Annotated in this window: 12 protein-coding genes; 9 read left to right on the forward strand and 3 right to left on the reverse strand. The window is 46.3% G+C overall.

The window, feature by feature from the left end:
- Positions 1-4 precede the first annotated feature (4 nt).
- Entirely contained in the window at positions 5-454 is a 450-nt protein-coding gene (locus tag AAA943_RS19615; protein ID WP_338226068.1) for a hypothetical protein, read from the reverse strand.
- Between the two features lie 104 nt (positions 455-558).
- On the opposite strand from AAA943_RS19615, the gene AAA943_RS19620 reads away from it, so the two are divergent.
- The 7 genes from AAA943_RS19620 to AAA943_RS19650 all read left to right on the forward strand — a co-directional run bounded on the left by AAA943_RS19620 (position 559) and on the right by AAA943_RS19650 (position 11,683).
- Positions 559-1,257, forward strand: coding sequence for an ABC transporter ATP-binding protein (locus AAA943_RS19620; RefSeq protein WP_338226069.1), 699 nt, complete (start codon positions 559-561; stop codon positions 1,255-1,257).
- Between the two features lie 289 nt (positions 1,258-1,546).
- Positions 1,547-2,950: a DUF3526 domain-containing protein gene (locus AAA943_RS19625; RefSeq protein WP_338226070.1), complete on the forward strand. Its 1,404-nt coding sequence runs from the start codon at positions 1,547-1,549 to the stop codon at positions 2,948-2,950.
- Positions 2,947-4,251: a hypothetical protein gene (locus tag AAA943_RS19630; protein ID WP_338226071.1), complete on the forward strand. Its 1,305-nt coding sequence runs from the start codon at positions 2,947-2,949 to the stop codon at positions 4,249-4,251. The genes AAA943_RS19625 and AAA943_RS19630 overlap by 4 nt, the downstream gene beginning before the upstream one ends.
- Entirely contained in the window at positions 4,248-6,464 is a 2,217-nt protein-coding gene (locus tag AAA943_RS19635; RefSeq protein WP_338226072.1) for a carbohydrate binding family 9 domain-containing protein, read from the forward strand. The genes AAA943_RS19630 and AAA943_RS19635 overlap by 4 nt, the downstream gene beginning before the upstream one ends.
- Before the next feature lie 140 nt (positions 6,465-6,604).
- Entirely contained in the window at positions 6,605-7,336 is a 732-nt protein-coding gene (locus AAA943_RS19640) for an MORN repeat-containing protein (protein WP_338226073.1), read from the forward strand.
- Positions 7,337-7,340: 4 nt separating this feature from the next.
- Positions 7,341-8,816: a hypothetical protein gene (locus tag AAA943_RS19645; RefSeq protein ID WP_338226074.1), complete on the forward strand. Its 1,476-nt coding sequence runs from the start codon at positions 7,341-7,343 to the stop codon at positions 8,814-8,816.
- 11 nt (positions 8,817-8,827) lie between these two features.
- Positions 8,828-11,683, forward strand: coding sequence for a CHAT domain-containing protein (locus tag AAA943_RS19650; RefSeq protein WP_338226075.1), 2,856 nt, complete (start codon positions 8,828-8,830; stop codon positions 11,681-11,683).
- 29 nt (positions 11,684-11,712) lie between these two features.
- On the opposite strand, the gene AAA943_RS19655 is transcribed toward AAA943_RS19650, so the two are convergent.
- The gene (locus AAA943_RS19655; protein ID WP_338226076.1) at positions 11,713-12,546 is read right to left on the reverse strand and encodes an MBL fold metallo-hydrolase; all 834 of its coding nucleotides are present in this window, start codon (positions 12,544-12,546) and stop codon (positions 11,713-11,715) included.
- The gene (locus AAA943_RS19660) at positions 12,543-12,938 is read right to left on the reverse strand and encodes a PAS domain-containing protein (protein WP_338226077.1); all 396 of its coding nucleotides are present in this window, start codon (positions 12,936-12,938) and stop codon (positions 12,543-12,545) included. Before AAA943_RS19660 ends, AAA943_RS19655 begins: the two co-directional genes overlap by 4 nt.
- Before the next feature lie 222 nt (positions 12,939-13,160).
- On the opposite strand from AAA943_RS19660, the gene AAA943_RS19665 reads away from it, so the two are divergent.
- Together AAA943_RS19665 and AAA943_RS19670 are read left to right on the forward strand one after the other, a co-directional pair.
- Complete coding sequence (locus AAA943_RS19665) at positions 13,161-13,589, forward strand: hypothetical protein (RefSeq protein WP_338226078.1); 429 nt, start codon at positions 13,161-13,163, stop codon at positions 13,587-13,589.
- Complete coding sequence (locus tag AAA943_RS19670) at positions 13,586-13,993, forward strand: hypothetical protein (RefSeq protein ID WP_338226079.1); 408 nt, start codon at positions 13,586-13,588, stop codon at positions 13,991-13,993. The genes AAA943_RS19665 and AAA943_RS19670 overlap by 4 nt, the downstream gene beginning before the upstream one ends.
- The last annotated feature ends 2 nt before the right edge of the window (positions 13,994-13,995 follow it).

Genomic DNA, 13,995 nt, shown 5'->3' on the forward strand with positions numbered 1-13,995 from the left:
TCGCTCAGATAATAGTGGCATTTCGGATGATGAAGGTCATTTCTTCCACATCTGTGGCATTTAGATCAAGAATTCCTCTGACCTCCACGATTTGATCGACTTTCATTCGGGGAGGTTTGGCTTCGAGATAGACCACGGCGACAGATTCAGGTCCTGCAGCTCCGCAAAAGAAGCATTCGGCCATGGGGTATTTGGATAGGATAATCGTTTGACTGGACTGAAGGTCCAGAGGAATGTAAAATCCCTTTAATACGACCTCTTTTCCTTTTAGTACTTTCAGCTCTTCGGTAAACTCCGGGTAGAAAAAATAAAGCCCGAAATCCCGGTTAAGCTTTTCTTTGAAAGGCACCTGCTGAAACAGTGCCCATAAATCTTTCTTGGGCAAGGTTTGGCTTTCGGCAGCTCCCACAGACAGCATAAGGAAAAGCAAGACAAAGCGTTTGAAAAGATGCATTTGTATAAATTTTGCAACAAAGTTGCGAAAAATACGATCAAATCTTATTCCGCTTCAGATTTTTTTGCAACTTTATTGCGTTTTCACTTCACAACTAGTCATTCATGCTTGAAATTCAGGGAGTAACCAAAAAATTCAAACAGCATACGGCTGTCCATCAGCTTTCCCTCAATGTGTCAGAGGGCGAGGTTTTCGCCCTATTAGGCCCTAATGGTGCTGGCAAAACCACTACTTTAAATATGATATTGGGATTCGAAAAACCGGACGAAGGAAGCATTTCTGTGGATGGATACACCGTCACTGAAAACTTAAAAGAAGTTCGGAAAAGGCTGGCTTTCATTCCCGAAAATGTTCAACTCTATCCTCATCTCTCCGGGAAAGAAAACCTGGCTTATTTCTCTCAGTTGGCAGGGATCAATTACTCTCAAGATCAACTCCAGAGTCTTTTGCTCGAAGCGGGCCTTCAGGAGAAAGCCCATGACTCGCCCATATCAACTTACTCCAAAGGCATGCGCCAAAAGGTCGGGGTGGCTATCGCCTATTCCAAGAAGGCAAAACTCCTGCTTTTGGATGAACCGGCTAGTGGATTGGACCCGCTTTCCAGTGCGGAATTATCCCAATTAGTCCGAAAAGTGGCCTCTCAAGGCGCCACTGTTTTGATGGTGTCCCATGATCTTTTTCGGGTCAAAGAGACGGCCGACCGGGTGGGGATTTTCAAGAATGGAGAACTGAAAAAAATTGTCAATGCCAGCGAGGTCACTGCCAATGACCTGGAGCTTATCTATCAAGGAATCGTCGAATAGCCAGAAATCGAGCCTGTCAGCAACAGGTAGAGATTCCATGTTGCCTTTAAGAAAAATCATAATCAGATGAAATCGAGCCTGTCTGAGGCAGAAAGCCTGACGAAAGCGTCACACAGAGGGAGGATTATAATCCATGCGAGATTCTCCCGAATCGAGTTCGGGACAAGCTATCTGACCAATGAAAAACAAATAATAAACAGATGAAATGCCCATAAGAAAATGCTTCTCACACAGGGGAATGATTATCCAGGGCATTCCATGTGGCAAATGAAAAACAAATTATAAACAGATGAAATCAATCCTATCTACCGAATGGAAAAACCTCCTCCGAACGCCGGGGATGGTTTTTGTCTTACTCGTACTGGCAGCAGCCCTTGGATTCACTGCTTGGGCTGGTCTGGAGGAGTATCGGGTAGTAGCCCGGATGGAGGCAGAAGCTAAGACCCATCTCCGTCAACAATGGGAATCCATGGGTCCGAGCAATCCTCACTCTGCTGCACACTACGGAACCTATGTGTTTAAGAAAAATCATGCGCTCACGGCTTTTGACGAAGGAGTAAATGGCTATGTGGGAAGAACCCTCTACCTGGAAGGCCACCGGCAAAACGAACTGGTGCAAAGCGATGCAGCTCAGGGAGACCTTCTTTCCCGTTTTGGGAAGCTACGGCCTGCTTTGATCCTTCAAATCATCCTCCCTCTTTTACTCTTGCTTTTTGCCTTCCAATCCGTGCGGGGCGAGCGGGATGCAGACCGATTACGGCTGTTGCTGGTACAGGGAGTGCCCTATTCTCAGATTCTCTATGGCAAACTTTGGAGTCTTTGGATTCCTGGGATGGGCTTTGTTTTGCTCACATTGGGAATTCAGATGGGGTTACTGGGTTTCTCCACACCCATTCTGGCAAGGGCTTTTCTTTTGATTCTGGGTTATGGACTTTTTTATTGGATAGTGATTGGCCTGGCACTTTGGCTGAGTTCGAAAACGACCAAATCCTACACCGCACTTTCTTGGCTTCTCGGAATCTGGATTGTATGGGTCATTTTCTATCCCAAAGTCACCTATTCCGTGGCAGGAATTCTATATCCTTTGCCGGATCGTGTTGGATTTGCAGAAAGCATGAAAGCCGATCGCAGTGCACTGCTTGACGGGCACAATCCTGAAGAGGAAGCCCTCAAATCCCTCGAAGACAGTGTACTTCAGGCCTACGGAGTTACCTCCAAGGACGAGCTTCCGATCAATTTTGACGGATTGCTGATGCAGGCTGATGAGGAATTTGGCAATCAGGTCTGGGATAAGCATTTCGGAGAACTCCATGAGCAGATGCAAAAGCAAAAAAGTTGGGTACAATGGGCATCTCTTCCCAATCCCTTTGGAAACCTTCAGAGTCTGAGCATGGGGGCTGCCGGCACCGACAATTTCCATCAGGTCGATTTTCTGCAGGAAGCTGAGGATTACCGCCGGGTTTTCATCCGCACACTCAATGAGCGGCATGCTTACGGAGGGTCGCGAACGGGAGACTGGGGGTACAAAGAAGATCAGGCGTTTTTCAATTCCATCGCGGACTTTCAGTATACGGAACCCTCCTTCTTTGACCTGATCCGTCAACAGATTCCTTCTTTGTTATTGCTTTTTGCCTGGATCGGCTTATTGACAGTAGGAATCGTCCGGGTTCAACCTAAAATCTCTGCCCTATGAAGTTGAATCAAGCGATTCATTGGGAATGGAGGAGTATTCTTTCCTCCCCATTTCTGAAAAGCATCCTTGTCGTATTTCTATTGGCCTCTGTCTATGGCATGTACAAGGGACGGCAAGTTTACCTGCATCAAAATGAGATGTTGACCCAACTTCAATCGGAATCCGAAAATCAGATTAGTGAGGCACTCCAGCTTTATCAAGAAGGGAAAGTAGGCCCTGAGAATCGTCCTTGGGTAAATATTCGGACTCCTTTTTATGCTTATTTAGTCTATTTGCAGCCTTTGGTGGGCTTGAGTCCTAGTCCCTTGATGGTATTCTCGGTGGGTCAGGCTGAATCCTTTCCTTTTTTCAAGCGGGTCTCTGTGTTCAGCTCTCCCTACGACCATGATTTGGCAGCTGAGATCAGCAACCCAGAACGGATTTCTTTAGGCAGTCTGGACTTTGGACTGATGTGGATTTATCTTTTACCCTTGGTTCTGATTGCCTGTACCATGCAAATTGGAAGTTTTGAGCGTGAAGTACAGCTCCACAAGCTGATCGAGACCCTGGGGAATGGGAAAAAATGGAAAATCCAACGATTTATTGCCTTGGCTCTCTTCTTTTTGATCCTGCTGGGTCTGCTTCTTCTGATTGGCTGGGTCATGGGAGATAGGAAAGCTTCGGTTGCAGAAATCGGCACCATGGGCTTTTGGGCTGGCCTTTACCTTTTCTTTTGGCTGGTTTTATTGTTTTTCCTTTCCGAGTTCCGACTTCATCAGACCGGGCAGGCTTTGATTTCCTTCTTGGCTTGGATTCTTTTTGCCCTCCTTATCCCCGGAGCGATACAGCAGGCCCTAGCCCTGCAGTTTCCCAATACTCTTTCACTGGAAATGATCGACGCCAAGCGAAGCGGAAGAACAGAAATCTATGAGCAGGAATTTGAACCCACCAAAGCAAAAGTCTTAGAAAAGTATTCAGCCCTGAACCGAGACCTTTCGGATAGCTTGAGGACGGAAAGAGCTCTGGAAGGGATCTATATGACAGCTTATAGGGAATATCTCACAGAGGTAACTCAGAAATTGGATTCCGTCCAAGCTGAAAAAGTATCCCGAGCAAGAGCTTGGTTTCCGATAAATCCCGTGTCTTTTTTCCATCATCGAATGAGTCATCTGGCCCGTACGGATTATGACGCTTACCAGCAATTCAAGGAAAAAATTACCCAAAAAGCCGAGCAGCTTCACTATCAGATTTTCACTCAGGAGTGGGAGGGAGTCGTAGTGGATGAGGGGATATTTCTTGAGACCAGAAAAGCTCTGGAATGAAAAAATTGAGTAAACATCTGGCAGCAATTCTCATAGGGTTGGCATCTCCTTTTTCCAATATCCTAGCTCAAAATGCTGAAAACTTTCCTCCACCTGAAATAGCGCCTATCATGCAAGCTACCAAGGCAAAAGGAAAAATCACTCTGGATGGCAAATTGGATGAAGAGGATTGGAAGCAGACATCTTACTATGGGGACTTTTTTATGCTCGAACCCCGACAGGGAGGGCAGGTTGAATTTCCCACCCAGGTCCGGATTCTTTTTGACGAGAACAATCTATATATCGGGGCATTCTGTGCCGATTCCTTGGGAAAAAAAGGGATTCGGGTTCAGGATCTTCGTAGAGATTTCCGGTTTGGAGAGAATGACATTTTTTTGGTACAGCTCGATCCTCAGCAACTGAAGCGATTTGCGGTCAGCTTTCAGTCTACTCCCTTGGGAAATCAGCGGGATGCACAAATTTTTGACGATAGTCTCATTGACAACGACTGGGATGCTTTGTGGAGAGTCCGAACCTCTTTAATGGACTCAGGCTACTTTGTCGAAATGGCGATTCCGTTCAAAAGCCTTCGGTACACAGAGTCAGATGATCCTACCTGGGGAATTACTGTGGCAAGATTGGCGCGAAGGAAATATGAGTTTTCTGTTACTCCTGCCATTCCGCAGGCATTTACTCCATATCGAATGACCTATGCGGCCGATTTGAAAGGTTTGGAACTCCCTCCCCCTTCTGTCAATATCCGAATCCAACCCTATGGTTTGGCTCAGGTCAATAGGCAAGTAGATAATCAGGGAGTATCTACCCAATCTACTGAATGGAAAGCCGGTGGTGAAGTCAAATGGGCCGTGTCCCCGAGTTCGGTTCTCGATTTGACCTTCAATACAGACTTTGCGCAGGCAGATGTGGACCGGGCAGTCAACAACCTCACCCGATTCAATGTCTTTTTCCCGGAAAGGAGACAGTTTTTCCTGGAAAATAACGGAGTCTATGCCGGAGCGGATAATGAAGATATCCGACCCTTTTTCAGCCGGACTATTGGATTATCTAACTCCCAATTCAATGCTGATCCAGTGCCCATTGATGCAGGGGTGCGATTTACAGACAGAAATCAGGAGCGAAGCCTCGCTGGACTTTATGTTCATCAACGAGGTACCCCCTTTCAGTCTGCGGTCAATTTTGGGGTGGCCCGCTATCTCAAAAACTACGGTGAGCAAAACAACATCGGCGTTATGCTTACACAGAGAATTGACGAAGCTGATCCGGAAAATGGACGAATCCAACAGTCCAACACCACCGTCACCGTAGATGGATTTATCCGTCCCAAAGATGAATTGACAATCAGCTATTTGGTCTCAGGTTCCCGTCAAAACAACTCCGACAGCATGGGTGTAGCCGCCTCTTTTTTTGCAGGATATACGCCCAATAATTTTTACGCCGGATGGCTTACCCGGTATGTAGATCAAAAATACCATCCTGGAATGGGCTTTGTCTTTGCCCAAAATGTCATCTATCACAATCCCGGAGGCTATTACATCTGGAGACCGGCCAGAGGTTGGCTTTCCAAATGGGTGCGAAGGGCTGATCCTGGCTTTTTTGTGAACTGGTATCAGACGGCTTCCACCTTGGCGACTCAGGAAGTCAGTGTGGATGTTTTCCCGATCTACATCATTACCAAAACAAATGGGTTGATAACTTACACCATCACTCCTACTTGGCAGAACTTTGATTTCTCTTTTGACATCCTCGGGCAAACTATTCCGGCGGGACAATATGAGTTTATCCGGCATGAATTTGTTTATCGAACAGACCAATCCAAAAAACTATCTCTTAACTCTGAGTTTACCACCGGAAGCTACTACGATGGCAGTCTCAATTCCTTGACAGTCGGAGGAAGAGTGGCTCCAAGTCCTTATTTCGCTTTGGACTTTAGTATAGAGCATAATGCATTTGAGGATTTCGGGGAAAACAGGACGGATTTCACAGCAGACTTGTGGACCGCCGGAATTCGCGTGGCTGCCAATCCCCGATTGCAGCTTTCGGGTTTTTATCAATACAACTCCTTGACCAAAAGTGCCCGGATCAACGTCCGTGGAAGCTGGGAATTCGCACCGCTTAGCTTTCTTTTCTTAGTCTTTAATGAAAGTAGCTTCCAAGAAAGCCCGGTGAACAATCAGTCTTTGATTTCAAAAATCACTTATTTGAAGCAGTTTTAGCGTATTTCGAGCTGATTATTTAATAGGGATATTTTCTCATAGCCGGAATGACTTCCATTTACTCTAAGGAATAGGGCATTTGTCGTATGGCATTTTTTTTACCCGTGATGGATTTTTAAGTCTCAATAAAAACCATCACCATGAAACGCCTCGTTCTGATTCTGATCTGTCTTTTCTCCTTCTTTTCTCTCCAAGCCCAAGTCTCCGAAAAAGAACTTTCGGGAGTGGAATTTCTCCAAATGGATGACGGAAAAGGTGGGACTATTTATGGATTTACCCTCGGGGATAAAATGATCGGCCCCAATTACCATGTCCATCCTGACGGAACTAAATTCTACACTTATTTCAACCTCGAAGGAAAAGCTGAGCTAGTTCAAATCATGGAAGTACCGCATTCCGGACAGCTTTTTCTTGCAGAAATGGTCAATGGCAATCTGAACGGAAACGCTTTTCAGATGATAGGGAAAAATCTCGACTGGGCAAGAGTGTACAAAGACGGTGAACCCCGGAAAAATGCAGATACCGAATACCTTGGTAAACTTTCCAATCGACCCAACTGCGTCGGAAACTGCATCGACGCTTTTGGAATCTATCAGACCTCCGGAAAGCAGCTGGCTATGGGATTTTTCAAAAAGGAAAGCCCAAGCACACCGATCATTCATACTTTCCCCAGCGGCAGCATGTATTTGGGATCCATGGACGGATGGGACCGGGAAGGTTTTGGCAAGTACAGCTACGCCAACGATGGTTCTGTCTATATCGGTATGTGGAAAAAGAACATGCGGGAGGGCTTGGGCTTTTGGTTCAATAAGGATGGATCCATCCGCAAAAAGGGCTACTTCAAGAAGGACGAGGTAATCCGAAATATGTAAGCCCATGAGAGCGATTCTATTTTTCGAACTGGGTCTGATCGTATGTTCTCTTCAGGCTCAGGATCTTCATCAGTGGTATGAAAGAAATAATCTGGGGATAGAGTTCAACTCCGATCAAACCCAAGTTCTCATCGTGGGCCATGACCGGGTGACACTTTGGGATACCTCCACCGAACAGGTAGTGCAAAGTTTCCCCTTGACTTTTGACGGACAGCCGATTGCATTCAGCGACTTCAAATTTATCGATGCTGCTCCGGACCTGAGTGAGTTTGTGTTTCAGGTGAAAAACTCCTATCGAAGATTTGTGATGGAAATTGGAGACAAAGAGCTCTTTCCCGACTTCCAAAACCACCAAGTCAAGCAAATCCTCGGATACGATACCCGGGGTTGGATGGTCTTTTTTTCGGAGGGACAGTACCAGGGATTCTTTCGGGTGAAGCAGGAGGGAAACGTCTCCAATATTCAGTTTTTGTCCAAGGAGTTTATCAACAAAGCTTCCATCAGCAACGACCACCGCTATATCTATTTCACCCGGGATCAGACCTTCAGGTATCTGGATATCGGTGAAATGATCCCTAAACCGGCCGTAGATACCGAGCTTCCGGGAAATGCCTTCTGGAAAGATGAACACCTTCCCCCGGGAATGGTAACCCTTTATGCATGGGATAGCAAGGCCCCTGAAGGAAAACAAGTCGAATGGAGATACTTCATCGAGCCGGGAAAAGGAGAAGGCAAACGTCTGAAAGGCAACGCAGCCCAGTCTTATTTCCCGGAAGAAAGCTTTTGCGGAAACTTCCCATTCTCCACGTATGGAGCTACGAAGGACCACGTGTGGATTTTATATTTTGCTGAAAAAGACGCAGATCGGGCAAAGCCTGTATTCCAGCATTATTTAGCAAAAAAGACAAGGACTTCCTGCGAAAAAACAGGAACCATTGCCTTCTCCGAATCCAAGTCCACCTATCTGGCTAAAAAGGATGAAAAACGCAATAATTATCTCGAGGAAGAAAAGGCAAGAAAAGAGCAGGAAAAAGCTCTGAAACCCTCTTGGTATGGAGAATACATCTCCAAGTTTGTCAACCTTCCCCCCACCTATCAGCTCAACTACGAGACCATCACCGGTGTGGACGTGACCAATCTGGACTTTGTACGTACGGAACAGTTCAGAATCGGTAATCCTCAGGAAATGGCCATCGGACGAATCTGCAACTGCTCCAATGGCAACAAGGCTGTCCTTCGTGTATCCCGCTATCAGTCCAACGGCATGGACAGACAGGCTTTTTTTGTTTTCACCTACGACTCATCGGGAAATGAGCTAAGCCTACAAAAGATCGCCGAAACCCAAAAGTACAATGGCAATTTCCCTGTCCTTTCCTTTTTCACGATCCAAAGTCAGGGCGATAGCTGGACGGCAGATGTGACAGTCAAGTATCCCAATGCCCGAGAGAAAAAGGAATGGTTTAGCGGCAATTGCCAGTAAATCCTGAAAAGATGAAAAAACTGTTATTTCTACTTCTTTTTTCGGCCTTTGGACTAGGTCAGACCAAGGCACAGGGAGGGCCCGATTATTTCTCCCTGATCCAAAACTTCAAATCCGGAATGGAAGCCAGAAATGCGCTGACCATGAAGACCAATTCAGAGCAGCTGATCAAGTATTTCAATGACGATTATGCTGGCTATGCACTCAACGGCTACTTCTTGCTCTGCAGAGGTCAAAACCTGGAGGCAAAGAAACAACTGGACGTCATGTACCAGCTCAATCCTACCGACGCTGCCTCCAATAGCCTCCTGTCGCTCTATTATTTTTTGGCAGGAAATACGGCAGAAGCCAAAAAACATCTGGCATGGGGCTTTCAGTTGGCCACATTTCCTGAATACAAGCAGGAAGTCATCCATGACGCAAAAGTCGCTATGGAAATGGCTTCCCGAACTGAGCTTTCCAATTATATTTCTTTGGTAAATCAGGTAGCTGCCGAGACTCCATTGGATATCCAAACAGCCCAGGCTTTTTCTGGCTGTATTGGTCCCATGATGCAGGGACAAGCCTGTCCCCAATTGGATCAGGCTGTGGGTCGATTGAATTTGAAAAAGCCATTCAATCCCAATATCGAATTGATGGCCGCCTTCCTCAAATCAGTCAATGCCTATCAGCAAGCCAACTATATCCAAGCTCGGAAAGGTTTGGATCGGTATCTTCAAAAGTCCGAGCCAAATAAACAAGAACAGGCCTTTTTCAGATCTTTGGCTTTCCAGTACAAAGGCAATCTCCTTTTTGTCAACTACGACTATCAGTCCGCCTTACTGAATATTCGACGTGCAGTAGCCGAAATCAGAAATCTGTCTGCGCCCACCTCCTCGGAAGCCACCTATCTCTACTATCAGATCATGTATGAAACTCAGCTCAAGCTGGAGGAAGAAAGTTTACAGAGTTCCTATAGTCTCCTTGCACTCGCAGATAAAATAGACAATGATCTCTACCGGGCCCATGCCCAAAACAATATAGGGAAATACTTTTTGTACAGTGCCGTTCCTTCCGAAAGGGCGCGGGCTGCAGAGTTTATTCTTTCTGCTTTGCGACTGTCTGAAAGGGGTGGCTTTACCGACTTGGAGAATACCGTCAGAGGAAATTATGTCATTGTCCTATGGCAGCAGGGCAAAAAAGCCGAGGCCAAGGAAAATTCCGATCGGCTCTACTCAAGCTACATGAAGTCCGGCCAGTACAATATGGCTGAAATCACAGCGAGCAGTCTGGGCTTTTTCTACTACTACGACCAAGACTACCGCTCTGCAGCCAATTACTTCAAAAAAGCTGTGGACTTGACCGAAAACGTAAGGAAAAACCTCAGTCCGGAGCAGCGGCTTACCCTGATGAATCAGCGAAGCGAGGCCTACATCGGACTGGTCATGGCTTATCAGAAGTTGGAGGATTCCAAGGCACTTTTTGCGGCGCAGGATGACAATCGGGGAAGATTTCTTCGGGACAGATTGAGTCCCAATGCCCGGCCGGTAACGATTGAGGAAGCACAAGCTCTGCTGGGTCCACAGGATCTTTTGCTTTACTACACCCTTACAGGTCCGGGAGAAATCATCATCAATGCGATCACCAAAAATTCAGCTCAGGCTTTTTACAATTACCCTATTGATGACTGGATCGGGCTGAAAAAGAACTTTACTGACCGGTCCAAGCGAATTCCTCCTTCCTACAATAGCTTCATGCAGGACTATTCCAATGACATTGTAGATGGAAATTTTATCACCTATGCCAGCAAGGAGCAAAGTTTCAGGGAGGATGATTTCAAGACCATCGTAGAGTGGACCCGGGAGCTGTTCAAAGAAGAGGACCCCAAGCTGGACCCGGTACGCAATGCCTTTTTGAAGCATTGGTATCGATTTACCTTGGAGCCTGTGGCCCAGCTGCTTGCCACCTACCCGAATCTGATCATTGGAGCCAGCAATGAGCTGAACTACCTGCCCTTTGAGGCATTTATCAATCGGCAAAACCAATATCTTATCGAGACGCACAATGTCCGGTATATCCCCTCGGTGAGTGTCTGGAAAATCCTGAAAAACCGTACCTACTCATCCCATAGAAAACCAGCCTTGGTCATGGGTGGAGCGATTTATCAGCCCAGCGGCAATGTCAAAGGCACAGCGAGAGGGATCAATGATTTCTACGCCATCTCGGAGTCTCTCAGCGAGAAAATTTCAAGGAGTGACTTCAATTTCAAAAAGGAACTGCAATCTATGGGTTTTGGAGGGGCTGATTATTTACAGGGAACCCTGGATGAGGTTACCTTTGTAGGAACACTCAGCCCGGACGTAAAGGTGGTAACGGGCATGAACATGAAAGAGAGCTACCTCAAGCAGCTCAGCAACAGCGGAGAACTGAAAAACTATAAAATGGTGATGTTATCCACCCATGGTTTTACAGTGGACATTATTCCGGAATTAAGCGGGGTGATGATGAGTCAACCCAACGAAGGAGACGGCAATGAGGATACCTTTCTCCTATCCCCAGAGATCGCCCGGCTTCAGCTGCAGGCCGATTTGGCCATTCTCAGTGCCTGTGATACCGGTCTTGGAGCACTCGTAGGTGGGGAAGGAATTAACGGACTCAATTCATCTTTTCTGCTTGCCGGAGCCAACCGAACGCTCCTGTCTCTCTGGCCGGTGAATGATTTCAGTACTTCTCTGACCATGCAAAACCTGTTTAAACGAGTGATTGTAGACGGGGAGGATCCTTTTGTCTCCCTGAATCTGATCAAAAGGGCCTTGGCTACAGGAGAAGGAGGAGATGTATTCAGGCATCCTAAATATTGGGCACCCTTTCTACTAAATGGGATCTAGTGGAGGGAAATGGCCTAATTTGACTGGCTTTAAATCTCAAATTCATCCCCCTCGCCGCACAAAGCCACATCAAAGTTCAGATGTTGATTCCTCAGTGAAGTAGAAAGAATCTGCTCCAACTGATGATCAGAATGCATGGGTTCATGATGAAAAATCCCCAGCTTCTTGACTTTGCACATTTTGCCGAAGGCAACTGCATCCCGGACCGAACTATGCCCCCAACCTATCTTGGTGCTGTATTCCTTGGCATTGTAGGAACCATCATGCAGCAGAAGATCGGCAAACTTGGCAACTTCAAACCCACTGGTCCATTCCGGGTCATTAGGAAAGTTGGATGAGCCTAAACTCAGCTCATGGTCAGGAATATAGGCAAATACTGCCTTACCATCAGTAACCCGATAGCCTAGGGTAGGACCTGGATGACAGACATATTCGCTGTGAATTTTCAACTCACCCAAAACAAAATCATCACACCCCAACTCATGGATGACCGGATGATTGGGAAGTTCGCTGAACATTACCGGGAACAGGGGAGGTGAAAAATATCTTCTCAGCCTTTTGAGCAGGGATTCTTTTCCTGAGCTAGGTCCCCAGATATGTACGGTGACGTCCGGGTTGTATAGAGGTTGGAAAAATCCCAAGCCCATCATGTGATCGATATGCAGGTGGGTAAGTAAAATGTGGATTTCCTTGACTTTGGGATTAAGGTATTTTCCCAATCGCTGAATTCCGGAACCCGCGTCCAGAATAAGAAATGTCTCCCCCTGAGTCACCTGTACGCAGGAGGTATTGCCTCCATAGACCACCGTTTCAGGTCCAGGAGCAGGAAGAGAACCGCGACATCCCCAAACTTTTACCTTCATTGCAATTTGGTTTTCCAAAAGATGGCCAAAGCTCCTGAATACCGATTGGACCTGCCGATCACTGGCAAGGCTGTCACCGAGATCAAAATCCGCTCACCTTTGAGGTTATTGATATAAAAAGATCCGCTTGCAGGGATTTGATTGGTAAGGGTCTTGACCAAAGGCAATCCTTCAGGTGGAAGCGGATTTCCTTCCTCATCAATGGGCCGGAATAGGGTAGCCCATTCTTCCAGTCTCATGCCCCCTGTCTCGCTGAATCGTAATCCGAAAATTTCCTCGGCAGGCTCATTGTAAAAGAGAAGATTGCCTTCTGTATCGACAATGAATACAGGCATACTCAAGCTATCTGCAAATTGCCGAGCCAATATCAATTCTAAGGGTTGTGCGGGCATAAGCAAAAAATTTATAGGGTTTATCAAGATTAATTTACAGAATAAAATTTCATTTTTCTTAATTCAAAAAAGAATTTCATGGGTAATAAGAAAAAAGCATTCTTTCCATTTATTTTCTTGCCATTGAGACCTGATTCTAGCTGTTTTGACCGAAATTAATCATCTTAGGCTGGATACAATGCTTTTCCGAAATTTTCACCTAGTTCAATACTTCCTCCTTTTATGAAAATTATTCTGGCTTCATTTACCCTACTCTTTTCTCTTCTTTTCCAACCGGCACTGGCTCAGGAAGACTCCAGAAAATTGCTCGTCCAAGAATACATCAAGCAAAGTGAACGACAGAAAAAGACCGGAATCATTCTTCTGACTTCCGGAGTCGGTGCTACCCTACTAGGCACGGTACTCTTTGGAATCGGATGGGGAAACGGCTCCGATGTCGCTGGAGGCAGTGGAGTGATGCTGATGACCGCAGGAAGTATTGCTACTTTGGTCAGTATTCCCATTTTGATTGGTTCGGCTTCCTCTGCACGGAAAGCCGGGAAACTCAGTCTGGATATTGCCCAAATAGAGCCCCTTCACAGAATGAATGCGCACTTCAGGGGATATCCTGCACTTAAATTTTCACTACCCTTAAACTCACAAAAACGATGAAGCCTTATTGGATCACTCTTGTTTTTTTGCTTTTGTTTCACACCATTCAAGCCCAAACGGCTCCTTCTTTTTCTTATCAGCAAGAACTAATCAAGAAAAGCGACAAGCAGTACAAAGCTTCATGGATTCTACTCGGCACGGGCCTCGCGGCATCTTTAACTTCCCTGGCTCTCCCCAAAGGATTTGATTCATCGGATGGCTCGGACAATACCACCGCTATTGCCGTCTTAGGTTATACCGGTTTTTTGAGTATTGGTGTCAGTATCCCTCTTTTTTTGGCTTCAGGTAGAAATGCCCGAATGGCGGCCAAACTTAGCCTGGAATCTCAAGCGGTCCACCAGCCCGTGATAGGAAATGGACCACCAAGAAATCTTCCCACCTTTACGCTGAAAATCCCGATTTAGTC

This window comes from Algoriphagus confluentis (assembly GCF_036245625.1).
GTDB classification, from domain to species: Bacteria; Bacteroidota; Bacteroidia; order Cytophagales; family Cyclobacteriaceae; genus Algoriphagus; species Algoriphagus confluentis.

Coding starts and splice junctions, on each gene's coding strand:
- AAA943_RS19620 (WP_338226069.1), top strand. CDS start 559: ATGCTTGAAATTCAGGGAGTAACCAAAAAATTCAAACAGCATACGGCT.
- AAA943_RS19635 (WP_338226072.1), top strand. CDS start 4,248: ATGAAAAAATTGAGTAAACATCTGGCAGCAATTCTCATAGGGTTGGCA.
- AAA943_RS19630 (WP_338226071.1), top strand. CDS start 2,947: ATGAAGTTGAATCAAGCGATTCATTGGGAATGGAGGAGTATTCTTTCC.
- AAA943_RS19615 (WP_338226068.1), bottom strand. CDS start 454: ATGCATCTTTTCAAACGCTTTGTCTTGCTTTTCCTTATGCTGTCTGTG.
- AAA943_RS19670 (WP_338226079.1), top strand. CDS start 13,586: ATGAAGCCTTATTGGATCACTCTTGTTTTTTTGCTTTTGTTTCACACC.
- AAA943_RS19650 (WP_338226075.1), top strand. CDS start 8,828: ATGAAAAAACTGTTATTTCTACTTCTTTTTTCGGCCTTTGGACTAGGT.
- AAA943_RS19640 (WP_338226073.1), top strand. CDS start 6,605: ATGAAACGCCTCGTTCTGATTCTGATCTGTCTTTTCTCCTTCTTTTCT.
- AAA943_RS19660 (WP_338226077.1), bottom strand. CDS start 12,938: ATGCCCGCACAACCCTTAGAATTGATATTGGCTCGGCAATTTGCAGAT.
- AAA943_RS19665 (WP_338226078.1), top strand. CDS start 13,161: ATGAAAATTATTCTGGCTTCATTTACCCTACTCTTTTCTCTTCTTTTC.
- AAA943_RS19625 (WP_338226070.1), top strand. CDS start 1,547: ATGAAATCAATCCTATCTACCGAATGGAAAAACCTCCTCCGAACGCCG.
- AAA943_RS19645 (WP_338226074.1), top strand. CDS start 7,341: ATGAGAGCGATTCTATTTTTCGAACTGGGTCTGATCGTATGTTCTCTT.
- AAA943_RS19655 (WP_338226076.1), bottom strand. CDS start 12,546: ATGAAGGTAAAAGTTTGGGGATGTCGCGGTTCTCTTCCTGCTCCTGGA.